The sequence below is a fragment of the Flavobacterium sp. YJ01 genome (assembly GCF_029320955.1).
Taxonomy (GTDB): Bacteria; Bacteroidota; Bacteroidia; order Flavobacteriales; family Flavobacteriaceae; genus Flavobacterium.
Window position 1 is genome coordinate 5284849 of record NZ_CP119757.1, and the last position, 25503, is coordinate 5310351.

Annotated in this window: 25 protein-coding genes and 1 riboswitch; of the genes, 8 read left to right on the top strand and 17 right to left on the bottom strand. The window is 42.6% G+C overall.

The genetic code is table 11. The annotated features are described in order from the left end of the window. The first annotated feature begins 18 nt into the window (after positions 1-18). The 4 genes from P0R33_RS22675 (at position 19) to P0R33_RS22690 (ending at position 4873) form a co-directional block, all read left to right on the top strand. Positions 19-1893: a metallophosphoesterase gene (locus P0R33_RS22675; RefSeq protein ID WP_276173367.1), complete on the top strand. Its 1875-nt coding sequence runs from the start codon at positions 19-21 to the stop codon at positions 1891-1893. Between the two features lie 5 nt (positions 1894-1898). After that, positions 1899-3029, top strand: coding sequence for a chromate efflux transporter (gene chrA, locus P0R33_RS22680; RefSeq protein ID WP_276173368.1), 1131 nt, complete (start codon positions 1899-1901; stop codon positions 3027-3029). Between the two features lie 78 nt (positions 3030-3107). Next, positions 3108-3176: riboswitch (Fluoride riboswitch) on the top strand. Between the two features lie 30 nt (positions 3177-3206). Beyond that, on the top strand, positions 3207-4514 hold the full coding sequence (locus tag P0R33_RS22685; RefSeq protein WP_276173369.1) for a voltage-gated chloride channel family protein: 1308 nt from the start codon (positions 3207-3209) through the stop codon (positions 4512-4514). 14 nt (positions 4515-4528) lie between these two features. Next, positions 4529-4873: a DUF190 domain-containing protein gene (locus P0R33_RS22690; RefSeq protein ID WP_276173370.1), complete on the top strand. Its 345-nt coding sequence runs from the start codon at positions 4529-4531 to the stop codon at positions 4871-4873. Positions 4874-4914: 41 nt separating this feature from the next. Here the strand turns inward: P0R33_RS22690 and nhaA are convergent, their stop codons facing one another. From nhaA to P0R33_RS22775, 17 genes are all read right to left on the bottom strand, one after another. After that, positions 4915-6102: a Na+/H+ antiporter NhaA gene (nhaA, locus tag P0R33_RS22695; RefSeq protein WP_276173371.1), complete on the bottom strand. Its 1188-nt coding sequence runs from the start codon at positions 6100-6102 to the stop codon at positions 4915-4917. A 213-nt stretch (positions 6103-6315) separates the two neighbouring features. Continuing rightward, complete coding sequence (locus P0R33_RS22700; RefSeq protein WP_276173372.1) at positions 6316-7356, bottom strand: IS110 family transposase; 1041 nt, start codon at positions 7354-7356, stop codon at positions 6316-6318. 257 nt (positions 7357-7613) lie between these two features. Then, a complete protein-coding gene (locus P0R33_RS22705) occupies positions 7614-8165 on the bottom strand; it encodes a hypothetical protein (protein WP_276173373.1) in 552 nt (183 codons plus the stop codon). Positions 8166-8352: 187 nt separating this feature from the next. Then, a complete protein-coding gene (traN, locus tag P0R33_RS22710) occupies positions 8353-9246 on the bottom strand; it encodes a conjugative transposon protein TraN (protein WP_276173374.1) in 894 nt (297 codons plus the stop codon). Between the two features lie 23 nt (positions 9247-9269). Further along, positions 9270-10550, bottom strand: coding sequence for a conjugative transposon protein TraM (gene traM, locus P0R33_RS22715; protein WP_276173375.1), 1281 nt, complete (start codon positions 10548-10550; stop codon positions 9270-9272). 4 nt (positions 10551-10554) lie between these two features. Continuing rightward, positions 10555-10824 (bottom strand): nitrogen regulatory IIA protein, encoded by a 270-nt coding sequence (locus tag P0R33_RS22720; RefSeq protein WP_276173376.1) that lies wholly within the window; start codon positions 10822-10824, stop codon positions 10555-10557. 20 nt (positions 10825-10844) lie between these two features. Beyond that, complete coding sequence (locus P0R33_RS22725; protein WP_276173377.1) at positions 10845-11273, bottom strand: hypothetical protein; 429 nt, start codon at positions 11271-11273, stop codon at positions 10845-10847. Between the two features lie 10 nt (positions 11274-11283). Beyond that, positions 11284-11907: a conjugative transposon protein TraK gene (gene traK / locus P0R33_RS22730; RefSeq protein ID WP_276173378.1), complete on the bottom strand. Its 624-nt coding sequence runs from the start codon at positions 11905-11907 to the stop codon at positions 11284-11286. 19 nt (positions 11908-11926) lie between these two features. Beyond that, a complete protein-coding gene (traJ, locus tag P0R33_RS22735; RefSeq protein ID WP_276173379.1) occupies positions 11927-12922 on the bottom strand; it encodes a conjugative transposon protein TraJ in 996 nt (331 codons plus the stop codon). 1 nt (position 12923) lies between these two features. After that, positions 12924-13556, bottom strand: coding sequence for a DUF4141 domain-containing protein (locus tag P0R33_RS22740; RefSeq protein WP_276173380.1), 633 nt, complete (start codon positions 13554-13556; stop codon positions 12924-12926). A 25-nt stretch (positions 13557-13581) separates the two neighbouring features. After that, positions 13582-16086, bottom strand: a complete 2505-nt coding sequence (locus P0R33_RS22745; protein ID WP_276173381.1) for a TraG family conjugative transposon ATPase — start codon at positions 16084-16086, stop codon at positions 13582-13584. Next, the gene (locus P0R33_RS22750; RefSeq protein ID WP_276173382.1) at positions 16083-16415 is read right to left on the bottom strand and encodes a DUF4133 domain-containing protein; all 333 of its coding nucleotides are present in this window, start codon (positions 16413-16415) and stop codon (positions 16083-16085) included. Before P0R33_RS22750 ends, P0R33_RS22745 begins: the two co-directional genes overlap by 4 nt. Before the next feature lie 9 nt (positions 16416-16424). Further along, positions 16425-16730: a DUF4134 domain-containing protein gene (locus tag P0R33_RS22755; protein ID WP_276173383.1), complete on the bottom strand. Its 306-nt coding sequence runs from the start codon at positions 16728-16730 to the stop codon at positions 16425-16427. A 204-nt stretch (positions 16731-16934) separates the two neighbouring features. Next, the gene (locus P0R33_RS22760) at positions 16935-17669 is read right to left on the bottom strand and encodes a hypothetical protein (RefSeq protein WP_276173384.1); all 735 of its coding nucleotides are present in this window, start codon (positions 17667-17669) and stop codon (positions 16935-16937) included. 153 nt (positions 17670-17822) lie between these two features. Further along, positions 17823-18455 carry a conjugal transfer protein TraD gene (locus tag P0R33_RS22765; protein ID WP_276173385.1) on the bottom strand — a complete coding sequence of 211 codons (633 nt, stop codon included), beginning with the start codon at positions 18453-18455 and terminating at the stop codon, positions 17823-17825. Between the two features lie 2 nt (positions 18456-18457). Then, on the bottom strand, positions 18458-18874 hold the full coding sequence (locus P0R33_RS22770) for a DUF3408 domain-containing protein (protein WP_276173386.1): 417 nt from the start codon (positions 18872-18874) through the stop codon (positions 18458-18460). Between the two features lie 4 nt (positions 18875-18878). Continuing rightward, positions 18879-19646 (bottom strand): ParA family protein, encoded by a 768-nt coding sequence (locus tag P0R33_RS22775; RefSeq protein WP_276173387.1) that lies wholly within the window; start codon positions 19644-19646, stop codon positions 18879-18881. Between the two features lie 657 nt (positions 19647-20303). On the opposite strand from P0R33_RS22775, the gene mobA reads away from it, so the two are divergent. The 4 genes from mobA (at position 20304) to mobC (ending at position 25456) form a co-directional block, all read left to right on the top strand. Continuing rightward, entirely contained in the window at positions 20304-20741 is a 438-nt protein-coding gene (gene mobA, locus P0R33_RS22780) for a conjugal transfer protein MobA (RefSeq protein ID WP_276173388.1), read from the top strand. Position 20742: 1 nt separating this feature from the next. After that, positions 20743-22029, top strand: a complete 1287-nt coding sequence (gene mobB, locus P0R33_RS22785) for a conjugal transfer protein MobB (protein WP_276173389.1) — start codon at positions 20743-20745, stop codon at positions 22027-22029. A gap of 135 nt (positions 22030-22164) precedes the next feature. Continuing rightward, positions 22165-23199: a PDDEXK nuclease domain-containing protein gene (locus tag P0R33_RS22790; RefSeq protein WP_276173390.1), complete on the top strand. Its 1035-nt coding sequence runs from the start codon at positions 22165-22167 to the stop codon at positions 23197-23199. 247 nt (positions 23200-23446) lie between these two features. Further along, on the top strand, positions 23447-25456 hold the full coding sequence (mobC, locus tag P0R33_RS22795; RefSeq protein ID WP_276173391.1) for a conjugal transfer protein MobC: 2010 nt from the start codon (positions 23447-23449) through the stop codon (positions 25454-25456). Positions 25457-25503 lie beyond the last annotated feature (47 nt).

A 25503-nucleotide genomic window follows, 5' to 3' on the forward strand; every position in this document is an offset into this window, starting at 1 on the left:
TCATTTTAGACAATTTATATGAATAAGATACTATTTTCTGCTATTGCGTTGGTGTTTGCTACAACAGCAATGGCGCAACTTCCTAAAATTCCTGCGGCATACAGTAACCTGGGCTATGATACTAATGGAAGGTTATATTTTAAAGATAAGGATGAAAAATACTTTGCAGAAGAATTTAAAAATCCGCTAACGACCGAACAACTTCTTGGTAAACCGAAAGGTACTGAAAATGGAGTTCAGATGGATTTTGGGACTTTAAAAGGAACGGTAACCTATGGCTTAATCCCTTACGGAAAAGTTCCGCATCCCCTTCCCGTATATCGAAAAACCGTCAAAATTGAAGACGGTAAAATAGAGCTCAATATAAAAGAGGATTTCAAGTATCCGTATGATTTTGTAGACTGGAAGAAAAATGGGTACCTGAACCTTGGCTACCGAATTGCTGATGAGCAAGGTATGCTTTTGTTTGATGGCATAATTGCTTTAAAAGGTGAAGGACCATTTGAAGTCATACCGGCAATTTATGAAGGACCTTTTGTAAATATGCTTACTGATAACTCTGCTGTAATCTGGTGCAAAACCACACATCCCGTAAAGGCCGAAATTGAAATCAATGGCAAAGTTTATAAAGATGAGCACGAAACAACGCTGCATCGCTGGAATATAGCAGGACTTACCCCAAATACAAAGCACAACTATAAGGTAAAATATGGGATACAATCGCAATCGTATCATCTTAAAACTGCACCATCTAAAGGCAGCAGAGAAGCGTTCGTATTTGGTTATGCAAGCGACAGCCGCCATGCTACAGGTGGAGGTGAACGGAAAATCCTTGGAGCCAACGCCTATATAATGAAAAAAATGGCTGCACTTGCTCACATGAAGGACGTGAGCTTTATGCAATTCACCGGTGATATGATTAACGGCTATTTGAGCAGCAAAGAACAGCAGAGACTGGAATATTCTAACTGGAAAAAATCCATTGAACCATTTTGGCACTACATGCCCTTTTATATAGGTATGGGTAATCATGAAGCATTAGGTCTTATTTTTAAAGATGAAAACGGCAAGCAACAGGCATTTATTGATGCTTTTCCTTATGAGACCCAATCAGCAGAAGCACTTTTTGCAGAGGAATTTGTAAATCCAGAAAATGGTCCAGATAGCGAGGATGATAACAAGTATGACCCTGACCCTAAAAATATAGACTTCCCTTCCTATAAGGAAAATGTGTTTTATTATACCTACGGAAACGTGGCGATGATTGTCCTTAATAGCAATTACTGGTATGCACCTTCCATTGCTAATCAAACGGCTTCCAGCGGAGGGTTGCATGGGTATTTAATGGATAACCAACTTCAATGGCTTCGTGAAACGATCTCAAAGTTGGAAAGAGACAAGAATATTGACCATATTTTTCTTACACAACATACTCCTGCATTTCCTAATGGAGGACACAGTAAAGATGTGATGTGGTACAGCGGTAACAACGAAAAAAGACCCTACATTGGAGGAAAGCCCGTTGATAAAGGAATTATAGAACGCAGAGATGAATATTTAGATATTTTGATTAATGAAAGTAAGAAAGTGGTGGGGATGCTTACAGGAGATGAACATAACTATAACTGGTTAAAACTTACCGCTGATATGCCAATTTACCCCGAGAATTATCCGCATAAAAAACTTAACGTATCGCGCCCAATCTATCAAATCAATAATGGTGCAGCAGGAGCTCCTTATTATGGTCAGGAAGTATTGCCATGGAGTAAGCATACCCAGTCATTTAGCGTGGAAAATGCACTGTGCCTGTTTTATGTGGAGGGAAAAAAAATAACAATGAAAGTATTTAATCCGGACACATTAAATCAAATAGATGAAGTCGAATTAAGATAGTTTAAATGGAAGAGAATGTAACCTTAAAAGAAATAGCAAAAGTTTTCAGTAAGTTGGGGATTATAGGGTTTGGAGGTCCAGCAGCACATATTGCCATGATGCGGGATGAAGTGGTGGTTAAACGAAAATGGATGAGTGAACAGCACTTTTTGGATTTACTAGGTGCTACCAACCTTATTCCGGGACCTAACAGCACGGAAATGGCTATTCATATTGGCTATGATAAAGGTGGTTGGAAAGGCTTATTGACAGCCGGTTTATGCTTTATTCTGCCTGCCGTTTTAATAACAGGAATTTTAGCGTATTTGTATAGCCTTTACGGACAGCTACCCGAAGTACAACCTTTTATCTATGGTATCAAACCTGCTATAATAGCCATTATTCTGGCTGCAATTTATCCATTGGCAAAACAATCTGTCAAATCCATAAATTTAGGTCTTATTGGTATTACTGTTTTATTAGCGGCGGTGTTTGGAGTTAATGAAATTTATTTAATGTTTGGTGCAGGTTTGTTAGCATTTGGATGGCACACAGTTCAGAACAGGCAAAATGATACTTTGCAAAGTATTGTTCCGTTTAACTTACTTCAAATTACACAGACAACTTTTTGGACAGCGACAAATGCCAAACTGTTTTGGACATTTCTTAAAATTGGCTCCATACTTTATGGGAGCGGATATGTGCTATTTGCCTTTTTAGATACAGAATTGGTAGCAACAGGTCTGCTCACAAGACAGCAATTGATGGATGCCATTGCGGTAGGTCAGTTCACACCTGGTCCTGTTTTTTCGTCGGTAACGTTTATTGGCTTTCAAATCAATGGGCTTTCAGGTGCTTTTATTTCAACTGTTGCTATTTTTCTTCCCTCATTTGTTTTTGTAGCACTGCTTAATCCCTTAATGAAAAAGCTACGAAATTCTAAAGGATTATCATCCTTTTTAGATGCTGTAAATGTTGCATCGGTAGCCATAATTATGGCTGTGTGCTATGAAATGGGTAAAGAAACCATTACCGATTGGAGGACGATGTTAATTGCAGTTTTAAGCATTGCAATAACTTTTGGATACAAAAAATTAAATAGTGCTGTTGTAGTTTTGGGCGGTTCCTTATTAGGATATGTGTTATTTCAAATTTAAATACGTTACTGCTAATGCAGGCCATAACTTTTTCCAATAGTAAGTAGTGCAAATCTGAATATATTTTATACATTTGCATCAACAAAAGGAAATGGTGTTCTTCCTTACCCAACCGCTTTTAAAAAAGCTGATGACGCCTGATTAAATTAAATGTAATCCATTTTAATCAGGTATTTTATGTCAAAAAATCAGCGTTCCTTTTCTAAAACAGCCTCACTTCAATTCACAGTATTTTTCAGAAATTATCCGGCACTCCCGTATGTATTCAAATGGCTTTGTATTAGTTTGGTCATAGGGCTTGCCGTCGGTTCAGCATCGGCAGGTTTTCTGATTTCACTGGATTGGACTACCAATTTCAGGGAAAGCCACCAATGGCTCATTGCGCTGCTTCCTATTGGTGGTCTGCTTATCGGTCTTTTGTACTATTATTACGGCAGGGATGCCGAAGCAGGAAATAACCTTTTGATAGACACCATACACGAGCCTCAGAAAGTAATCCCGTTCCGTATGGCTCCGTTTGTTTACCTCGGAACGATGGTCACACATTTTTTCGGCGGTTCAGCAGGACGTGAAGGGACAGCACTGCAGATGGCAGGTGCCATTGCAGACCAGTTCAGCAAACCTTTTAGGCTTTCTTCTTCAGAGCGTACGATACTTATCATCTCTGCTATTGCCGCAGGTTTCGGATCTGTTTTCGGAACACCGTTAGCCGGAGCAGTCTTTGGGCTGGAAGTTTTTCTTATTGGTCGTATCCGTTATAATGCAATATTCCCAGCTTTTGCTTCAGCCATTTTTGCAGATTGGACTACCCATCTATGGCAGGCGAAGCATACTCATTATCATATCAGCATTGTGCCTGAACTCGACTTTTTGCCCGTTCTATACAGCATTATAGCTGGTGTCTTATTCGGTCTCTGTGCGGCCTGTTTCAGCAAAATCATTCACTGGACAGCAAATCAATTTAAAAAACACATAACCTTCCCGCCGATGCGTCCTTTTGCGGGCGGTATTATTGTCGCATTGGCTGTGCTGGCTATTGGTACTACTAAATATATTGGATTAGGCATTCCTGTCATTGTGCAGTCTTTCGAAGTGCAGTTACCTCCGTATGAATTTGCTCTTAAAATGGCTTTTACGATTGTCACACTTGCGGCAGGCTTTAAGGGAGGCGAGGTTACACCCTTGTTCTTTATCGGTGCAGCACTGGGCAGTGCCCTGTCTTTAGTCATTCCACTGCCGGTAGGGCTATTGGCGGGTATGGGTTTTGTTGCCGTGTTTGCCGGGGCTATTAATACGCCGTTGGCCTGTATGCTCATGGGAATTGAGCTGTTTGGCGCAGACTGCGGTATTTATGTGGCTATTGCCTGCGTGGTGTCTTACCTGTTTTCAGGACATAACAGCATTTACGGCAGACAGAAAATAGGCGAGCCCAAGCACAGCCGTTTTAGCAATTATTCGGATAAGACCATTTCCAGCCTAAAATAAAAATTCAAAGCGATATGCAACAGTACCAATTATTAAGGATCTATTTCAAATACGGTCAGAAGTCCAACAAATTGTCCTTCTGGCAAAAGCTGTGGAATAATAATTTAAGCAGTCAATTGCTCAAAGCTGCTAAAGAACAAAAAATACATCAGGCAAATATTTTTAATGCCAGTGCAGGTTATCTGGGGAAGGGGAATATAGTATATAATGTATCTGAATTGCCGCCATCCAAAAATACGGTATGCCTTGAACTAATTGATGAAGAGCTAAAATTACAAACCTTTCTGAAAACTAATGAAGCGGAGCTTCAAGAGGCTATAAACATTTTGCTGCATCCCATAGAGCAAGTCATATCATAATAAAGATTTAACCCCATTTAATCTAACAAGAAAGCTGAAATCTACCTTTCAGTCTTCCAACTTTTTCTTTTGCCTGAGAAGTTTAAAATTACATATCCTAAAATACCTGCAATTAATGAGGTAATCAGAACAGATAATTTTGCCTCCTCAATGAAAATGTGATTATCAAATGATAGTATCGATATAAAAATAGACATCGTAAAGCCTATTCCTGCCAGCAATCCCAATCCCACCATATGTAACATTTTGCTGTTTTCAGGTAATTGGCCGATACCCAATTTAGAACAGATAAAAGAAGTTGTCACAATGCCGATTGGTTTACCGAAAATCAGTCCCAAAGAAATCCCTAATCCTAAAGGAGAAGTCAATCCTTCAATCATTTCCCTCTGAATAGTGATATTGGTATTGGCAAATGCAAAAATGGGAATAATAAGAAAATTGACAGGTTTTACAAGAGCGTGTTCCAGTCTTTCTAAAGGTGATTCTGCTTCAGTATCATTTGTAGGCAAAGTCATCGCTACCAATACTCCAGCAATAGTGGCGTGAATACCGGAATGATGTACAAAGTACCATATAAACACACCAGGAATTAGGTACGGGTAAGGATTTTTCACATTAAAGCGATTCATAACTATCAGGATTATCATTCCTATTCCAGCCAGTCCAAGGTAAGCAAATTCAATTCCTTCTGAATAAAATATCGCAATGACTAAAATAGCAATGAGGTCGTCTACGATTGCCAATGCGGCCAGGAATATTTTCAAACTGCTTGGCACCCGTTTATCCAATAGAGAAATAACAGCCAATGCAAAAGCGATATCGGTGGCCATTGGAATACCCCATCCGCCACCAGTCTCACTTCCCGAATTAAAACCTAAATATATTAAAGCGGGTACAACAGCTCCACCAATAGCTGCAATGATCGGCAGAACAGCTTTTTTTGGCGAGGAAAGTTCACCTTCGACTATTTCTCTTTTTATTTCCAATCCCACCAAGAGGAAAAAGATGGCCATCAATCCATCGTTGACCCACATACTGATAGAGTAATTGAGATGAATGGTTTTATTTTCAAAACCAAGTTTTGTGTCCAATAAATTTTGTAATGGAACTGCTAGTGATGTATTTGCAATTATCAATGAAATTATAACGCATAAAAAAAGGAGAAAACCTCCAAAATTGCTCGATTGTACAAAGTCTTTGAAAATTCTAAAATTGATTTTATCCTGCATATTAAGATGAAAAAATTAAATATCGCAATATACCAATAATAACTAACCTAGCCTAATAAATTGAGTGTTATAAGTCCGTCAAATTAACTGGTTTTTTTTGGATAAATCTATGTATTTGAAAGAATATTTCTTTAAATTCAGCATATAGAATCCTTGGATATTAGCAAATAAGCCAATACCCTTTTAATTAAAAAAAATAGTTTTAATACTTTTTTATACTGTTATTGCTACTGATGGACCAAGACAGTAATCAAAACATGGATCGTAATAGGCATTATTTTTCCATAGTATGTATGTTAATTCCAGTAATTTCCTTTGAATGGCTACAATTGCCTTCATTTTAATGCCGTGCTTTGAAACTATTCTTAGGAAAATATTTCTGAACCGTTCATCCGTCCTTATTGCAGCCAATGCAGGAAAGTGCATTACTTTCCTTAAATTCCTGTTACCGCGTTTGGATATTCGGGGTTTGGATTTCACAGAAGTTCCCGATGTCTTCTCCCTGAGATCTAATCCAGCATAACTGACCAACTGTCTTTTATTCTTTATTAACTCAAATCCATTAGTTTCGGCAATAATTGTTACAGCGGTTAGGCTTCCGATTCCAGGAATAGAAGATACTATCTTCATCTTTTCCACTAGTGCTTTGTCAGTTTTAATAAGTACTGCGATTTCTTCTCTTATCTCTTTTTCCTGCAAATCAATAAAAGCTATTCTTCTTTTAGTTCGTTTGACTGAGCTTTCACTTGAAGTTGCAGAAGTACGTTCTGCATGCAATTGATTTTTTAACATTGTACGCTCATGTACCAGCTGCTCTCGTTCCCGACAAAGCTGTTTCAAATCATTGAATATTTTTAAAGGAGGTTGCCAAACTTCCAACTGCCTTTCTAAACCAAATCTCGAAATGGCTTGTGAAGCGCTTTTGTCAGTTATGGTTTTTATGTCAAGTGTTCTGACATAATTACTAATCTTATTTGGCAGAACAATACTTACTTGTTTTTTAATACTGCAAAGATAATAGGCCAAGGATTCGTGGTAAACTCCTGTAGCTTCCATTATGTACCGTACATCCGTTGTAGTAGATGTCTGTTTATTTACCCACGATACAAGACTTGAAAAACCTTTTTTATGGTTAGGAAATACTTTATAGTCATAAATTTCAATGCTCATCTGTTCATCCATTCTACCAAGTGATACAACTAATTCATTTTGAGCAACATCAATCCCTACTGTCTGCTTTAATGATACCTTCATCTTATCTGGTTTAGGTAAGTGATAACCTTTCTTCATCTTTTCTCCTGACTGGATATACTGGCTATAAGACTCATACAAATGAGCAAATTCCTTACATTCTGTTCAGATTCTAAAAGGTTAAAGAAGAGGAGGCAGTCTCTTTTCTTGAATATACCATAAGGCTATTTAAAGCAAAATCTGCTCTCGCCCTTCTTCACTTAGATTATATTATGCAAACATAGGAGAAGCAAAAGAAGGCCGCTTTGTTGTGCCGGCTTTCATTTAAATTGAGGTATAGGCTCTTTTTTCCAGCGCGGAAATCCTTTGAAGAGATACTGCATCTTTTCAAATTCGATAAGGGCTATGAGCTCTTCTTTGCACTTGGCTCTAAATCCCCGAATACGCAGGAAGTCCTTAAGGGGGAAATCAGCCATCTGCCCGAAGGTTTCGATATCCATTGCATCGAGTACCGACAGCAGTCTTCTGCTTAACGGATACTGGCTTTCAGTCACGCGTTTTTCCCTGTCTTTTTTAGTTTTTTCTTTTCTGATTTGGGCGGGACTGGGGTTTAGTTCGCGTTTTAGCTCCTGCAGCTTCTCAATATACCCGTTGATTTCTGAAAGCAGTTCGGCCACTGCCTTTGCTTTACTCAATGTTCTCTCATAAAGCGTCTCCACATATTGGGATGTAACACCATATTGTGCTGCCGCCTCTTTAATGGGGGGCTTTTTTAACAGAAGTTTATGAAGCAGACGATATTCCTTTTCAGGAAGAGCTTTTTTTGACATTTCGATATAAAAGCTGTTTGAGCAGTCAATTTCATTTTGCATAACGATAGAAGTTAAGTCCCTATTGCCAAAATATGTATTTGGCTCTTGCGGTTCAGTGCTAATATGCTAATGCTGATTGAGTTATGCAATGCAATTGCAGTAAAGGATTAAGAAGGGCAGCAAACAAAACAGCCCAAAGCAATGCTTTGGACTGTAATATATTTCATTTCAATACTTTTAGCAAGTACTAAAATTTAAGGTGCATATCGCTTATCAGCCTGGCTTTTACCAGATCTGAATTTTTGATCTTGAGTGTCTGGTGTCTGCCTCCGTTTTTCTCAAAAATCTCAATCAGCAGCAGCTTGTCATCCGCTATTGTAAACTGGTACAAGAGAAACACATTCTGGTCTGCGGTTTTTCCTGGAACCTCATCCATCATTTTATAAGTGCGCAGCGGGATAAGCGGCCTTTGCTGGATGGCAGTGCGTCTGGCTGTTTTTTTATCGACAACCTTGAAGCTCATAAAATCAATGCCAAAGGGGACATTGGTGCTGTTTTCAAGCTGGGTGTGGAAATAATACTTGCCGTTGTGGATATAGATTCCCTTTAGGCTGAACTGTATCCCGAAACTCTCCGATGAGATGTGTTTTAAGACTCGTTTATTGTTTTTGTAAATAGTTTCCAGGATCAAGGCAGCGAGCGAAGGCGGTGTTTTTCCTAGCTCTTCAAAAAGGACACCGCCGGCTGTTGCTTTCTCAGCGCTATTGTGCATCTGTTGCAGATCATAGCTCAGAGTCGTTGGTGCGGAGCTGTACTGAACATTAAAACTGTAAAAGCGCCCCTCATCGGTAATGACCGAAAAGTTGGTTTCTTGCTCGAAAGCCCTGACGGCTGCCTTGACGCGAAGGACGTTTTCTGCATCCTCAGCTTTTCCGGCCGTTAGAAAGTCACTTCCCAAATCCACGTATCTTATAGCGGAGGGGAAAATAAGATGGGAAGTTTTATCGTAAGTGACCTGCATATCGTATGGCTCTATTGTTCCCAAATCCAGGTTTGAAATATGATTTTCCTGCGCTGATGCAAATACTGCGCGGGTTATTAAAATGGCAATAGCCAAAAATGTCTTTAAATGAGTTTTCATAATTAATTTATTTGAGATTGCTATTATTTTTTGGAAACCAGAAAGACCTGATGCCCTGCTTTAAGGGTAACTTTGGGCGACCTTATTTTCTTGGCGAAATAGCCCGAGATGCCCTGGACCACCCCGCGGCTCAGGTCGGCGGCCATCTGCTGTCCTGCTGACTGGGTCATCATAAGGCTGCTACCGGACTGCTGGCTCATATTGCCCGCCATTTCGGTCAGGGCGCTTCTTTCGGCAGAATACGGAACAGGCACTCCCTGCTGGCCGTCAAGATCGTAAATGTTGATATCCGCCGCAATAATGGATCCGTCAAGTTCGATCGAAGTGATTTTCAACTGAAGGCGTCCTGCCTGAATCCTGGCATGCGCAGTGACTATTGCACCTGCGGCTATGATACGGCCTGAAACCTTTGCAGGTTCAAGTAATCGAAGCGATACGCCTGCCTCTCCGATGATGGTCTGGGTTTGGTGCACGCAGGCTCTGACGCTGTTTTTTGTATTAAGTGTTTCCTGCACTGAAGCTGCAGAATTAAACCCTCTGCCTGTGTTCCATTTTGCATTCAAAGTGCTGTCGGAAGGAGCACGATACAGCGCGGAAACCTTGCTTTTTATTGCAGGAACAAGCGCCGAAAAACTCTTTGCTTCCGATTGCCCTATTTCCACTGTAGTGTTCTGGCCTGCAACAGTGACAGGATCGGAGCTTGAAGGAAGGTATTTGGCCGCCATCTGATATGATTTTTCCATAAGGGCGAGCTGATCATCAACGGTGGCAGGCGGGGGAATTTCCTTTTGCGAAAGCTCCTTCTTCATCTCCTCGAGCTGCCTGCGGAGTTCCTTTGTTTCGCTGTCATCCTCTTGATAGAATGAGCCGAGTGTGCTTTGGGCACTGCGGTAGGTGTTCAGCGCTGGATTTTTAGGATCTTCTGTGCCATCGGGCGGTGATTGTTCCTGACCAGCGCTGGCCTCATTCCAGTAATCGGACAGCGCCGTTAATGCATTCTTTTTCTGCTCTTCTTTGTCTTCGAGTATTTTCTGCTCATACGCTTTCTGTTTGTCTGCCTGCAGCACAGATCCGCTTGCCTGCGGCACGCTGTCGTTCAGACCAATATCTTGAATCTGTTTTTTATCCTTCGAAGGCTTAAAGATTAAGTACATGCAGCCGATGCAGACAATTCCCATCAGGGCGAAAATTAGCGGTTTTTTAAAACGCTCGACAGCCGTCTTCTTTTCATCAGGCACAAATGAGCTGCTGCTCTGGCCAGCCTCTTCTGAGAGAAGACGGACCTTTTTTTGGGTTTCTTTCATATTGCTATTTTTTTAAAATTGGCTTTAGGGTGTCCTTTACAGATGCCTGATTTTCTTTTTCCGGCTGTGCCGGGCTTTGGATATGCTCGACAGCCATATTATTTTTCGCGTGTTCCGTATCAAGGCATACGTTGAAAATGACAACTGCCGTCAGCAGCACGTAAGCTGCAAAAAAGCACAGTATCACCTGGTGCTGCCTTTTTATCGGCATTGCGTCCCAGTTCCTGTCAAGCCCTTCCAGACAGTGGTCTATATTTGCTCTTAATTTTTTCATAACCTTTACTGTTTGTGTTATCAGAGTTTAAAACCTTTGGAGGGTTTATCTACTTGCTGCTGCTGTTCGTCATTGACCAGGGCGACTGTCTGCGAGGCGGTAGGCGCAGAAAGCACGGACAGGTTTGTCAATTCCGATTTTTTCAGAAGCTGCCCAAATTGATCTTTCCTTGCAACCTCCATTCTGTTGAGGGAAAACTTGCCGTTCAGATATTCTACCCACATAATGCATTGCACACTTGGATTGTCATCACCCGACCATTGCAGGTAGCCTGTCAGCAGCAAGTCTGCTTTAGGCAGACTATCTGTCCCTTTTTGGCAGTTTTCAAGGTATTCGCTGATGCTGTCTTTTAACTTTCCTGCGTATGCACCCTGCGTATGAAAGTAGCCGTTGTAGCCTTTGCCAGTCAGGATTCCCGTAAATGTTTCTAAATCATATGATGCTTCCATAAGATTTTTTTTAGCGTTGGATGACTTCTATATCCCGGTTTTCAACCACGGCAAATTTTTCAATATTAAAGCCCTGCGGATTATTGTCCGAGCGTACCGAGTTGACCAGAAGGCATGATGTCACCAGGCTGCGTTTGGTAACATTGCTAGAGCGTATGATAATCTGCCTTGCATAGCTGCGAACTGCGTAAGGGTATGTCTCAAAATTGCAGACCACGCTGTCTATTTCAATGCGCTGCTGGACATTGCCAGATATAATCCGGTTGTAATAGCCTTTCTCCAAAAGATCCTTGTAATAATCAAAGGCACTTTTATCGGCAAGATTGAATGCCCTTTTCATATTGCTTTCGATGGCATTCTTGTCAGGGGCAAGGGTAAAGAATAGCTCGTGAAAACGCCTTACGTGCTCGCGGGCTTCCACGGGACGGTTGATCGAGGCATCTTGGGCAAGTGCAAGCATGAGTGATTTGCCATTGTCCAGCACATAAATTTTCTGGCGCTGCTGCTCAGCAAAACGGTGAGATCTCCAAAGCGCGTAGCCGGTCACAAATGCACAGAGCACGGCAAACACGATGGCGTAGAGCCTGATCTGGCGAAAACTGTTTTCTATATTTCTAAGTGTTTTAAATTCCATCTTATCGATTTTTTAATAGTTATTTATTGATGAGCCTTCCAGCAATGTTGCCTGCGGCGGAACCTGCTCCGGCGCCTGCGATATTTCCGGATTTCATGGCAGTCTGATGGATGTTGCGTGAAAAGTTTCCTGCGCCGCCTGCCTGGATTATCCAGCCTGTCACAGTCGGAATGGTAAAATAGCCTACAATGCCTATAATCATAAAAATGATGTACACGGTGTTTGATTTGTCAGGAATGAAAGCGGGATCGGCAAGCATTTCAATGTCCCTTTCAATAATCAGGGACTGGATCCTGGCCAGCATTGAGCTGAACAGATCCGCTACGGGAAGCCAGAGATAGACGCTTACATACCTTGTAATCCACTGGGTGAGTGTCGACTCAAAGCCGTCCCAGACTGATATGGCAAATGCGATGGGTCCAAGGATGGACAGTACGATAAGAAAGAAAGTCCGGATGGTGTCTATCACGAGCGCTGCCGCTTGAAACAGTATTTCCAGCATGTTGCGAAACCACTCCTTTATTATTTTCTCTATCTGATAGGTCTGCCTGTCCATATACATTGAGGCCATAGTACCGATGTCTGAGGGCGACCAGCCCAGTTCGTCGAGCTTCTTGTCGAACTCAGCGTCTGATACCATGTAAGCGGTCTCGGGATTACGTATCATCGCTTCATGCTCAAGTAGGTCTTTTTTTGCCTGAAGATCGTTCAGATCCAATACCTGATCTTCCAGAATGCCATGTGTTCCCTGAACTATCGGGCTTAATACGGCATTGATTGAGCCCAGTACTATGGTCGGGAAAAACATAATGCAGAGACCCAGCGCAAAAGGGCGCAGAAGTGGGTAGACATCAATGGGCGCGGCGCGGCTTAACGCCTGCCAGACTTTCAGGGCCACATAAAACAGTGCTCCGAGCCCTGCCAGTCCTTTTGCCACTGCCGCCATATCGGCGGACAGTGGCAGCATCTCATCATACAGAGAGCGAAGGACCTCATGAAGATTATTGAATTCCATATTACCAGTATTTTTGGTTCGGGCTGCCGTAGAGATCAAGAACCCTTTTGGTGCTGTTCTGCTTTTTAGCCCGTAGGATGCTGACTGAAATATTTTTATTGGTATAATAGCGCACCAGGCTGTGGTATTCTTTTACCTCTTTGTATACTCGGTCAACAACATCCATTCGTTCCTTGTCACTGAGTGACAGGCTGGACGAGGTGACAATCTGCTTGAGTTCTTTTAAAAGCTCGGTGCTCTCTCCCAGCAGCGCCGAATATCCTTTGGCAATGGCGGTGAGTTCCCTTGCCGAAAAGTTCGGGTCATTGAGCATCCTGCCGAAATTCTGTACGTACATTTCCGATACATCGCCTACCAGAAGCACTGTCTGCTGTACTTTGCGTGCGTCTTTTACCAGATTGTTGATGGCCTGCAGTTTGTCATAGTATTCCTTGCCCTGCTTGTAGACCTTTTCGACTTCCTTGAAATTCTTGACAACGTTGCTTACCGTCGAGGAGGTCTGTATGATTTCATTGGCACTGTTGAGGATCCCTGAGGCAAGATTGGCCGGGTCGGTCACTACAAACTGCGCTTTTGCTGATGGCGCGCCGGAAAGCATAATTGCGGCACACGCCATGAATAGTATTCTTTTCATTGTTTTGATTTTTAAGTGTTTTAGATTATTGATTTTCCTGCTCGCGCCGCTTTATGGCTATCCGCTTGATGGCGAGCTCGACATCGCCGCCAAGTTCAGAGGCTAGCTGCATCACTTCCATTTTTTCGGTCTCTTCGGTGGTGTAGGCGTAATACTCTTCTAGGCTGACTTCTGTGGCATATACTGCAGAATGCGTTCCTCCAAGCCCGATCCAAACTTCCTTATACAGGCGCGATGCGTCGTTGTTCATGTTGATGGAAAGCACCTGCGATTTTTCCTTGTCGGTCAGTCCCAGCATTGCCTGTATGTCATCAAACTTGTTCATGTATTTGCGCTGGTCCAGAAGGATTTTGCAGTCGGAATTGTTGATGATGCTTTCCTTGACGATGGGCGACTGGATAATGTCGTCCACTTCCTGGGTGACTACTATGGCCTCTCCATAGAATTTTCTAACAGTCTTGAACAAATACTTGATATAATTTGCCATTCCTTCCTTGGCAATTGCTTTCCATGCCTCCTCAATCAGGATAAGCTTGCGGATTCCTTTAAGCCTTCGCATCTTGTTGATGAACACTTCCATAATAATGATCGTCACAATTGGGAAGAGAATCTTGTGCTCCTTGATGGCGTCAATCTCAAATACGATAAAGCGCTTGGTAAGAAGGTCCAGCTGCTTGTCGGAATTCAGCAGGTAGTCATACTCGCCGCCTTTGTAATAAGGCTCAAGGACATTCAGGAAATTGGCTATGTCAAAATCTTTTTCCCTTACCTGTTTTTCATTCAATACGCTTCGGTAATCCCCACGGACATACTCGTAGAAGCCGTTGAAAGAAGGATACGCATCATCGTGCTTGATCTTTTCGATATAGCCGCTAACGGCATTGGAGAGTGCGACTTCTTCAGAGCGGGTAGGAGGCTCATCATCACGTTTCCATAAGGTGAGGATCAGCGTTTTGACACTTTCCCTTTTTTCGATGTCGAAAATCCCGTCATCGGTATAGAATGGGTTGAATGCAATGGGATTGTCCTCGGTATAGGTAAAATACACTCCGTCTTCGCCTTTGGTTTTCCCTTTGATGAGCTCGCACAAACCTTGGTAAGAGTTGCCGGTATCAACCAGAAGGACATGAGACCCCTGCTCATAATACTGCCTTACCATATGGTTGGTGAAAAAAGACTTGCCGCTTCCCGAGGGGCCGAGTATGAATTTGTTGCGGTTGGTAATGATGCCGCGTTTCATGGGGAGGTCCGAAATATCCAGATGAATGGGTTTGCCAGTGAGCCTGTCGGCCATCTTGATGCCGAAAGGTGATGGCGAATCGTGGTAATTGGTTTCCTGGGTGAAAAAGCACAAAGCCGGTCCTATAAACGTGTAAAAGCTTTCCTCGCTGGGGAAGTCTCCTGCATTTCCGGGCATCCCCGCCCAATAGAGCGTTGCTGCATCGGTCGTATTGTGTCTTGGCTTGCATTCCATAAGGGCCAGCGCGCTCCCGCAGTCGTTTTTGAGCTGTTTGAGTTCGGACGGCTCTTCAGACCATGCCATGACATTAAAGTGCGCCCTTATAGATGAGAGCCCAAAAGAGTGCGCCTCATTGAGATAGCGTTCAATCCATTCCTTGTTGATCTGGTTGGCGCGGCTGTAGCGTGCCAAGGAGTGCATATTTCGGGCGGACTTTTCAAATTTCTGAAGGTTCTCCTCGCTACTGTCCACAAACAGGTACTGGTTGTAGATGTGGCTGCAGTCAAGCAGCAGCCCTACGGGCGCTGCAAATGACAGGCGGCAGTCGCTGCGGTCGGTCGAGAGCTTCTCATATCTTGTATCTGCCGATACCGATGGGGGCAGATCGTCAGTATCGGAAAGCGTATGCAGGCACAGCCTTTTGTTTCCCACACGAACCTCTTCGCTGCCCAAGGCGATATCCTGGAGGGGCGTTCCTGTTTCCCGTGAAAGGGTCAGGTACTGTTCCAAGAGTCCCTGCCGGTCTTCTGATCCAATAATGTCCTCTTCGCTCATGCGGCTGATTTTGACAAGTCCGCAGTCGTTTATAATGCGCTCAAACTGCGCGACGGCTTCCATGAAACGGTGGACTGTTTCCTTGTCCCTGATTTCTTTCGGTATCAGGACACCTTTGCAAAGAGAAGAGAAGTTGCTCTGCATCCGCATGCGCTCTTTGGTGGTCTTTGTCAGAAACAGATAACAGGAATGGTTCAGGAATGGACGTTCATTAAAATGGCGCTGATAGGATCTGGATAGAAAACCCTGCTGATCCATGTCCAGACGAGGATCGTAATTCTCCCTGATATACCAGTCCTGTTTATGGACGACCGTGAAGTCAGGCAGCGTCTTAACAGCCTTATGCCATGCAGAGTGTATGGCTTCATACTCAGGGGAAGCTACGGTGTAGAGTTCAGGCAGATGCACTTCAAAGCAGGCAGTGATGTCCGCATCCTTGGAAAGGATGCAGTTGTTTTCTACCGCCAGCAGCGGAAATCTGCTTTCCAGTGTCGTGGTTTTGGCTGTGCTTCTCATAGGGAGTGTGGTTTAGGAGCTGACCTTAAGCCGCGTCTTACAGGCTTGCGGCAGATGATGTAGCGGGGATGCCTTTTTTTGGCGCCCATCTTCATCAGCCCGTGCTCTCCGTACTTTCTGTTTAGCGAAAAGGTCTGCCAGACAATCAGCGAAGCGCCGCCTGCCCCAAGAAAAATACAGATATACGAACTGGTCCCGGCCATATATAGGATCATGACCAGTATAAGCATTCCCAGAAGTCCGCCTGCGAAAATAAAAAGGTACTGCGCCTTGAGCCCTCTGAACTCGACGGTCCTTCCGATGCCTTTGTTGATGCTGTAATTATCCATATCGCAGCGTTAAAGGAAAAAGGAGCGCAGGATGGTAGCGGCGACAATAAGGAAGATACAGGCACCGAACCAGCTTGCGGCAGTTTTTGAGGTATCAGGATCACCGCTGCTGAATTTGTTGTACACTTTAACCCCGCCAATCAGGCCTACCACGGCGCCTATGGCATAGATGAGCTGTGTGGCGGGATCGAAATAGGAAGTCACCATCTGGGTGGCTTCTGTGATGCCGGTAGTGCCGTTCCCTTGTGCAGATAACTTTAAGGATGACAGCACAATGATTGCTGCCAGCTGGATTTTTTTTCTTTGTTTTTCCATGACTAAACACTTTAATTTGTTGCTTTATCCGCACTATGCGGACTGTTGCGACAAAGGTGTTTTGGAAATCGAAAGCCTGCCGTAAAGCTGCATTCGATGGAATTACTTGGCACTCAGAAGCGTCAAGCCTAATTTGCTGGGTATTAAAAGCGCCGAGACTGAGCGTATCGGCGTTATAATTTTTTATTCGAAAGGCATGAGGGTCTAGAGTTTTCTTCTCCTTTTCTTTTGCAAAGGTTCAGGAGGCGGCTTTTTACGGGGATGTGCATTCTCCTGATGCATTTGTTTTTGCGCAAGGTTCAGCTTGATGCTGGTGGGAATGTTGGTTTGGGCCCAAGGCAGTGTTTGGGCTTTAAACTGCATCTGAAATTCCTTTTCCCTAATGCAGTAGAAAGGAGCAAAGCCATATTTAACATTCCAGCCAACCCTGTCCAGCAGCTGAAGGTGAGGAAACTTTACCACTATGATATCTTTAGGAAGCTCCGTAATTGACAGATGGTCTATTTCCTGAAATTCATGCGTTTTTGGATTATAGGGAAAAATATAGGCATGAGCAAGCCGGTCGTAATAGCCGTTTATCTGGTCAAGACTGATGCCTTTGGATTTGAAGTCGTCTTTTGGGCGAAGCCTGTTGGCCGCTATATCTACAAAAAAGGGATGTCCGGCAATTTTTAAAATTGGCAGTTTTCTTTGGTTCCATCGCAGATCAAGAAGGCTTCCAGGCTGTATCGTGAGCTCAAAATCTGTTTTTTCCTTGATGTTTTCCACAGTTGTCCTATACCTTTCGGCCATACCGGAAGGATCCAGCTGGGTCAGGTTGGGTATAGTGATCTTTTTGACTGTGCCGTCTTCCTTGAAGCTGAGGCCTGATTCCAGCCCCGCTAAATTCTTAGCGGCGGTATCGTAATGAAATTGATAGCCGTGGCCTAGATAAAACATGTCTTTGAAAGCTATGATATTTTTAGGGTCACCTTTTTCCGATAGTTCCTCTCATGCCGCGTTAATGATGAATTCAGTTCCTTCGATGTTTATTGTAGAGGGTATTTTTTTCATATTGAATAGTTTGTTAAAATGACAAAGGGGCTTTCATCCTCAGACAAAATCCCCAATATCAAATTCATTCAAATCATTTTTCCGCAGATAGGAAGAGCTGGATTCTTTTTCAGAAGAAAGGCTCCCGTCCAGCAGCTCGGCTATTTTCCGGGAGGCGCTTTCTATGGAATTCTCCAGCAGGCTGAATAGTTCGGTTCCCTGTATTTTTTGAACCAATGCAATGACTGTTTCCTTTTGGGAATGCTCCAGATTCTCTTTTTCCAGCAGCATCCCTACAGCGCTCAGTTCCTCAAAGGTAACCCCTTGGGCAAAACCGTCATTCCCTGCCAGCATTCCATAACCGCTCCATTCTTCCTCCTCCTGCAGAAGATCGGGCTGGTATCTGAAAACGTCATCCTGCTCTTCCTGCGGAATTTCTATATCGACATGCTGATGGTCGATTTCTGTGTCAAAATTATTTATTTCCTGTCCCAGCTTTCTGTCTTGGCTGGCGGTGGCGTTTATTGGCATTAGAAGGCTTCTTGCCGTTTTGGGCTGTCCCATAAAATCCGGCAGTTCAGGATGGGTTTCTTTTGCGGCATGTTTGCCCTTTTTCGTGATTTGAATGGTAATTTTATCCTGCAGCAAAAGGATTATTACAATCAGCAGGCAGATTAATATCAGCGTTTCCATAATTAAAATATCGGTTTGTATTTATCATTGAAGCTTTTGATGATCCTCTCGCCGAACTCCTGGAAATGATAGTCGAGAAGATTGTCCAGATAAGCGTAAATGCTTATTTTGTCTTCTCCGATAACCTGAACAATCCTGGTTAGTTTCTCATGAAAATCCGGACGGATATATACCGTTTTACCGTCGCGGGCATTGGAGGCGGGCTTTTTGAAAAATAGGCTTTCGTAATCCTGATTTCCTTCCTTCTTTATTTTGCCGCGCTCTTTTGCTGTCTGGTGTTCCTTTGATGGCTTCACTTCCTCTGGTTCCTCTTCAGGCTGTATGTGAAGTCCTTCTTTGCGGACCCCGTCTACCATAAGGTTCATCATCATCTCTTCGTTTATCTCAGGTATGTTTTTTTTCTTGATGTTTTTTTCCATGATCCTATGATTTGGTTATTCTTAAAAATTCATTTATGAAGCGGTCCATACCGCATGAGTTCATCAGCCGCTGGTCGGGAGGCATCAAAGTGCAGCGGAAAATAGTTCGGGCATCCGCTTCGCTTTCTTTGCGGAAACGGGTGCTGTTCATGATCTGGCAGTCCATCAGGCTGAGTCCGAGCTCAGAAATAAGCTTGTTATAGACCTCATAGAGAGGGGAGCGTTCGCGGCCGTCCACCTGATTCCAAAAAAGGTTGATGGTTTTAATTGATGTTGCTCCTTTTTTCATAATAACATCTTTCATGAGCTGGGTGAAGACAAGTGTGCTTTCCATAACCACGCGGTCTGCTGTTATGGGTGTGAAGATATGATGCATCCCTGCCAAGGCCTTTAATATGCCGGGTGTGTTTACAGTTCCCGGAAGGTCAAAAAAGATATAGTCAACAGGAACCGGTGAAGATTCTAAGAAATCTTGTGCGGCCTGAAGCACGCCTTCCGCTTTGTGCTGCAAGATAGTATAGGCCTTCTTGTTGATGGCGGTAAACTGCCTAAAGGCGGCCTTTTTTAAAAAATCATTTTCCATTACCATAGATAGATCGCGGGTTTTCATCTTCATCAGGCTGTGCTGCGGGAAGTCTGCATCGAATACCGCTACATTATACCCTAGACGGTAATGCAGTGTACTGGCGGCAAGTGCGGTAAAGGTGCTTTTGCCTACGCCTCCCTTCTGGGAGGAAAAGGCGACAAATACTGTTTTGTGGTTTGTTTTCATTTTTAATGTATTTAGTTATTGACTCATATATGTGCGCAAGCATGCTGTTATCTGCAGCAGCCTCTCAGTAAGCAGATGCGCAGAAATCGGTGCAGCTATGCAGATAGTTAATATTTTATCTGCATACTTGCATAAACCAAAGGGTCTACAGGCGCGTATTTAAATAGGCCAGTACCAGCGGATTTCTTTATATCTTTCTTTAGATATGCAGATCTTGAGCTATTCGGTTATGTGCATAATTGCGTAACTATATCATGGCATAATCACCTGCGTACACCTTGTTGCACGTACAAAGGAATGCCGATAAATAGGTATTTATTTTGGCAGGAGCCAATTGGCGCTCGGAGGCATTTTTAGGCATTGTGGCCACTTGCAATGCTTAGATCGAGAGTGCTTTATTTTGCAATGTGAATATTATTAACAGGCAAATGCAGAAACTGCTCGAAATATCCGGTAAAAGAGAGACAGCTTCAGGCTGTCTTTCCCTGCTACCTTCAATCCGTCCCGAAGGGCGGATTTTTGTGTTCGCCAGAACACGGCAAGTTGTGTTTTGAGGCACTCGAAACTGAGTTCGTGCCTCAAAACAACTTGCCCTGCCGGGGGCTGGAAAAACCTTCCAAAGTCAGGTTTTTTTGCAGAAGTCAAAATGGATTTGTTATGAAACAGGAAAATAATGGTAAAGCAAACAGAGGCGGCAGGAATCCTAAAATCGATCCCAGCATACACAGGCATGTTTTTCGTCTGACTGAAAACGAAAATGCTGAGTTTTTATCGATGTATGAATCGTCAGGAATGAATAATAAGGCGAAATTTATCATATCGATTTTGTTTGGAAAGGAAGTGAAGACTATTAAATTAGACAAAGGAACAATTGATTTTTACATGCGGCTGACCACATTCTACAGCCAGTTCCGGTCGGCTGGGGCGAACTATAATCAGATTGTAAAACTGCTGTACCGCAATTTTTCGGAGAAAAAAGCGTCAGCCTATCTGTACAAACTCGAAAAACAGACCGCTGAACTTGCTGCCTTATGCCAAAAAATTATTCTTATTGCAGAAGAATTTGAAGAAAAATACCTTAAAAAACTGCCTTGAAATGATAGCAAAAATTGGAAGAAGCAGCAATCTTTATGGTGCCTTGGCTTACAACCAGATGAAAGTTCAAAAAGAAAAAGGCCAGATACTCTTTACCAGTAGGATGATCGAAACACCAAACGGCATATATTCAACTGCAGATTTGGCACGATCCTTTGAGCCTTTTCTGCTGGCCAACAGAAATACGGAAAAGCCCGCACTGCATATTTCACTTAATCCTGACCCACATGATAATGTAAGCGATGATAAATTTATAGCAATGGCACAGCAGTATATGCAGGGGATGGGATATGCAGAGCAGCCTTTTGCAGTATTTAAACACACCGATATTGACCGTACCCATGTCCATATAGTGACAGTCTGCGTGGATGAAGCAGGCAGGAAGATTTCGGACAAGTTTGAGAAGAGAAAATCGATGGCTGTCTGCCGTGAGCTTGAAAGAAAGTACGTCTTAGTTCCTGCAACAGAAAAAGGGCATAATCGGGATAATAAAATTTGCACTCCGGTTGATTTTAGGAAAGCTGATATCAAAAGCCAGATTGCTTCTGTTGTGCGCAGTCTGCCACACTATTACCAATTCCAGACCTTAGGCGAATATAATGCCCTTCTTTCCCTGTTTAATATTACTGCTGAAAAAACAGAAAGCCATCTGCATGGAAAAACCAGGCAGGGATTGCTGTATATTCCTTTAGATGAAAATGGACAAAGGGCGGGACATCCTTTGAAGGCGTCTTTATTTGGCAGGGGAGCCTGCCTGCCTGCTTTGGATCTGCATTTTGCAACATGCAAAGAGGCCTTAAAGCATAGTGATGCAAAATCGGCACTCAAGGAAGCTGTTATCCTTGTCCTCCAGTCAGCAGTTGATCAAAAAGATTTTAAAATGCAGCTGGCCAAAAATGGAATCAATACAGTTGTGAGGGCAAATGACGCCGGCCGTATTTACGGAATCACTTTTATAGACCACAATTCCAGAACCGTTTGGAACGGTTCGCGTCTTGGCAAAGAATTTTCTGCCAACGGCTTTAACGACAGATGGGCTAATTGTATGAAAGCAGAATTAGCAACCTCTAGGCAGCCAAAATCCACTGTGCCGAGATTCGATGAAATGGAAGATTTATTTGCCGAAAAGCCGCATCGATTATTCGATTTCCCAAATATTGACAAACAGCAGGGTGAGATGTTTGAGGCATGGGCAGGAATTTTGCCTGATGCCCTAGGCGATGATTTTGACGAACTTGCATTGAATTTCAAAATGAAGAAGAGAAGAAGGGCTAAAAAATATAAATAGCGTTGCTTTGTTTACTTATGTTTTCTAGTCGGATTTAACAAACCAATACCAATCCTGTATTATATGATTAAAAACCTTGTTCCGCCACTAGGCCCTTTTTGCTATATTTGTCCATATCCTAACTGTTCCTTTGCTATGAATGATGAAATTATAAAAAGCAGTGACTACATAAACTGGTCGGCCTTTATTTTCAATAAAATAAAGCATGCCCAAACCCAGGCTGCTCTTAAAGTCAATGCCGAAATGCTTGCACTATATTGGGAAATTGGAAGTTCCATAATTGAGAAACAACAGCAGAATAGCTGGGGCAGCAAGGTAATTGACCTTTTGGCAGCTGATTTAGTCCGCAATTTCCCTGACAGCAGAGGTTTTTCTGTGCGCAACCTTAAGTATATGAGGGCTTTTTCCGAGGCATACCCTGATTTTCCAATCGTGCAAGTTCCGCTTGCACAATCGGAAAACCAATTTGTGCAAGTCCCACTTGCACAAATTACCTGGTATCACCATATAAGCCTTTTGGCAAAAGTAAAAGATGTGGCGGAACGGGCATTTTATATAGCTGAAACGTCTAAAAATGAATGGAGCAGGGACGTAATGCTTTTACAGGTGCAAAGCAATCTGTATTCCAGAAGCGGAAAAGCATTGCATAATTTTGAGCAGACACTGCCCGAATATCAATCGGATTTGGCGAAAAGCATTTTTAAAGACCCTTATAATTTTGATTTTTTAATGCTTTCCGCAAAAGTCAAGGAACTTGAAATTGAAAAACTTTTGATAGAAAAGATCGCAGACTTTTTATTGGAGCTTGGAAAAGGATTTGCATTTGTGGGAAGGCAATACGCAATCGAGGTTGATAATACCAGCTACAAAATTGATTTACTTTTTTACCATACCATCCTGCACGCATATGTCGTAATAGAGCTCAAGGCAGGTGAATTTATGCCCGAGTACGTTTCCAAGCTTAACTTTTACATTAGCGCTATAGACGATTCACTCAAAACTTCGGCAGATGAGCGCACTATCGGCCTGCTGCTTTGCGCATCGAAAAGCAACATTAAAGTCGAATATGCAATGCGCGGTCTAGATAAGCCTTTAGGAGTCGCCACTTATCAATTGGAGCAGTTTGTAAAGGAAAATATTGACAAATTAGATAATGCCGGACAGGAATAATCGATTTAGCAAGTGTCTGCAATAATGTTTAAGCCTTCAAATTCATTTGATTTTGAAGGTTTTTTTATTGTGGAGCGAAGGATCGTCACGCTATAAATATACGCCAGCACTATATTGAGAAAAAAAAGTTAAAAAACAAAATCCGATTATCGAGCCAAAGACGGCGAGCTGCTGCCAAATTCCGATATATTCTAATAGTCGGCATGTACAGCATTTAAATTAACGCTCGGACATAAACATTTTTAAAATGCAGGGAGATGATGATTTAAGAGGGCTTGCCAAGATAATGGCATTTATGAGGGCAGTAAGCGTATTGATAGTACTGATGCATTTGTACTGGTACTGCTATGGCTTCTTTGTGGACAGGGGTTGGACATTACAAGCCGTCAATAAAATATTAAGGGGATTTGACCGCACGGCAGGATTGTTTTCCAACACGCTTTACACGAAAATTTTTGCATTACTGCTATTGGCTTTAAGCTGTCTTGGAACAAAGGGAGTAAAGAACCAGAAAATTACCTGGACTAAAATCTTTAGCTCTTTTGGCGCCGGTTTTGTTCTTTACTTTTTAAATACGCCATTATTAGCTCTGCCAAAGCAAACAGCCGCGTTCTTCTATATTCTAACATTGGGACTGGGTTATACTGCCTTGATGATGACAGGGGTGTGGAGCAGCCGCCTTTTACGGACTAATCTGATGTCAGATGTATTCAATAACGAGAATGAGAGTTTTCATCAGGAGACCAGACTCATGCAAAATGAGTTTTCTGTCAATCTTCCTACTAGATTTTATTATAAAAACAAATGGAACAAGGGCTGGATTAATATCGTAAATCCATTTAGGGCGACAATTGTTCTAGGTACTCCCGGATCTGGCAAATCATATGCAATAGTCAACAATTACATCAAGCAGCAGATCGAAAAAGGCTTTTCGATGTATATCTATGATTTCAAGTTCGACGACCTTTCCACAGTTGCCTACAATCATCTATTGAAGCATCATAACAATTACATAGTCAAACCGAAATTCTACGTGATCAACTTCGACGATCCAAGGAAAAGCCACCGCTGCAATCCGCTTAATCCTGATTTTATGACGGATATTTCGGATGCCTACGAAGCGGCATATACCATAATGCTTAATCTGAATAGGAGCTGGATACAGAAGCAGGGCGATTTCTTTGTAGAAAGCCCTATTATTCTATTGGCGGCCATTATATGGTTTCTGAAAATCTATGAAAATGGAAGGTACTGCACTTTTCCGCATGCCATTGAGCTGTTGAATAAAAAATATGCCGACGTGTTTACTATCCTTACCTCTTATCCAGAGCTGGAAAACTACTTGTCACCGTTTATGGATGCATGGCAGGGGGGGGCCCAAGACCAGCTGCAGGGGCAGATTGCGTCGGCGAAAATTCCTCTATCCCGTATGATTTCTCCAAGCCTTTACTGGGTTATGACAGGCGATGATTTTTCCTTGGACATCAACAATCCGAAAGAACCTAAGATACTATGTGTTGGAAACAATCCCGACCGCCAGAATATTTATTCGGCTGCACTGGGATTATACAATTCACGCATTGTAAAGCTGATCAATAAAAAGGGTCAATTGAAAAGCTCGGTCATTATAGACGAGCTGCCTACCATTTATTTTCGCGGACTTGATAATCTGATTGCCACTGCCCGAAGCAATAAAGTGGCTGTGTGTCTAGGCTTTCAGGATTTTTCGCAATTGAACCGTGATTACGGAGACAAAGAGAGCAAGGTTATTCAGAATACTGTGGGCAATATTTTCAGCGGGCAGGTGGTCGGAGAAACGGCAAAAAGCCTTTCGGAGCGATTCGGTAAAGTATTGCAGAAAAGGCAGAGCATGAGCATCAACCGCAATGATACATCGACTTCAATATCCACGCAATTGGACAGCCTGATACCGGCATCAAAAATATCTACATTAACGCAAGGTTTTTTTGTTGGTGCCGTATCGGATAATTTTGAGGAGCGAATAGAGCAGAAAATTTTCCATGCTGAAATTGTTGTTGATAATGCAAAGATTGCTGCTGAATCCAGAACCTATCAAAAGATACCGCAGATCTTATCTTTTGCAGCTGAAAATGGAGACGATAATATGAAAACAGAGATTGATGCCAATTATAGGAAGATAAAAAGAGATATAATTCGGGTTATTGAACTGGAACTGAAACGTATTAAAAACGATCCGGACTTGCAGCATTTAGTGCAAAAAGAGCAAAAAAAATGACCATCAATGATTAATGGCCATTCTTGCTTTACTGTTCATGTTTTAAG

Bases quoted from the DNA above. Each gene is read 5' to 3' on its own strand.
- P0R33_RS22775 (WP_276173387.1), bottom strand. From the start codon at position 19,646: ATGAAAACAAACCACAAAACAGTATTTGTCGCCTTTTCCTCCCAGAAG.
- traM (WP_276173375.1), bottom strand. From the start codon at position 10,550: ATGAAAGAAACCCAAAAAAAGGTCCGTCTTCTCTCAGAAGAGGCTGGC.
- P0R33_RS22700 (WP_276173372.1), bottom strand. From the start codon at position 7,356: ATGAAGGTATCATTAAAGCAGACAGTAGGGATTGATGTTGCTCAAAAT.
- P0R33_RS22725 (WP_276173377.1), bottom strand. From the start codon at position 11,273: ATGGAAGCATCATATGATTTAGAAACATTTACGGGAATCCTGACTGGC.
- chrA (WP_276173368.1), top strand. From the start codon at position 1,899: ATGGAAGAGAATGTAACCTTAAAAGAAATAGCAAAAGTTTTCAGTAAG.
- traK (WP_276173378.1), bottom strand. From the start codon at position 11,907: ATGGAATTTAAAACACTTAGAAATATAGAAAACAGTTTTCGCCAGATC.
- P0R33_RS22740 (WP_276173380.1), bottom strand. From the start codon at position 13,556: ATGAAAAGAATACTATTCATGGCGTGTGCCGCAATTATGCTTTCCGGC.
- mobB (WP_276173389.1), top strand. From the start codon at position 20,743: ATGATAGCAAAAATTGGAAGAAGCAGCAATCTTTATGGTGCCTTGGCT.
- traN (WP_276173374.1), bottom strand. From the start codon at position 9,246: ATGAAAACTCATTTAAAGACATTTTTGGCTATTGCCATTTTAATAACC.
- P0R33_RS22755 (WP_276173383.1), bottom strand. From the start codon at position 16,730: ATGGAAAAACAAAGAAAAAAAATCCAGCTGGCAGCAATCATTGTGCTG.
- P0R33_RS22720 (WP_276173376.1), bottom strand. From the start codon at position 10,824: ATGAAAAAATTAAGAGCAAATATAGACCACTGTCTGGAAGGGCTTGAC.
- P0R33_RS22765 (WP_276173385.1), bottom strand. From the start codon at position 18,455: ATGGAAACGCTGATATTAATCTGCCTGCTGATTGTAATAATCCTTTTG.
- P0R33_RS22690 (WP_276173370.1), top strand. From the start codon at position 4,529: ATGCAACAGTACCAATTATTAAGGATCTATTTCAAATACGGTCAGAAG.
- P0R33_RS22675 (WP_276173367.1), top strand. From the start codon at position 19: ATGAATAAGATACTATTTTCTGCTATTGCGTTGGTGTTTGCTACAACA.
- mobA (WP_276173388.1), top strand. From the start codon at position 20,304: ATGAAACAGGAAAATAATGGTAAAGCAAACAGAGGCGGCAGGAATCCT.
- P0R33_RS22685 (WP_276173369.1), top strand. From the start codon at position 3,207: ATGTCAAAAAATCAGCGTTCCTTTTCTAAAACAGCCTCACTTCAATTC.
- P0R33_RS22705 (WP_276173373.1), bottom strand. From the start codon at position 8,165: ATGCAAAATGAAATTGACTGCTCAAACAGCTTTTATATCGAAATGTCA.
- P0R33_RS22745 (WP_276173381.1), bottom strand. From the start codon at position 16,086: ATGAGAAGCACAGCCAAAACCACGACACTGGAAAGCAGATTTCCGCTG.
- P0R33_RS22770 (WP_276173386.1), bottom strand. From the start codon at position 18,874: ATGGAAAAAAACATCAAGAAAAAAAACATACCTGAGATAAACGAAGAG.
- P0R33_RS22790 (WP_276173390.1), top strand. From the start codon at position 22,165: ATGAATGATGAAATTATAAAAAGCAGTGACTACATAAACTGGTCGGCC.
- mobC (WP_276173391.1), top strand. From the start codon at position 23,447: ATGCAGGGAGATGATGATTTAAGAGGGCTTGCCAAGATAATGGCATTT.
- P0R33_RS22760 (WP_276173384.1), bottom strand. From the start codon at position 17,669: ATGTTTTATCTAGGCCACGGCTATCAATTTCATTACGATACCGCCGCT.
- P0R33_RS22750 (WP_276173382.1), bottom strand. From the start codon at position 16,415: ATGGATAATTACAGCATCAACAAAGGCATCGGAAGGACCGTCGAGTTC.
- nhaA (WP_276173371.1), bottom strand. From the start codon at position 6,102: ATGCAGGATAAAATCAATTTTAGAATTTTCAAAGACTTTGTACAATCG.
- traJ (WP_276173379.1), bottom strand. From the start codon at position 12,922: ATGGAATTCAATAATCTTCATGAGGTCCTTCGCTCTCTGTATGATGAG.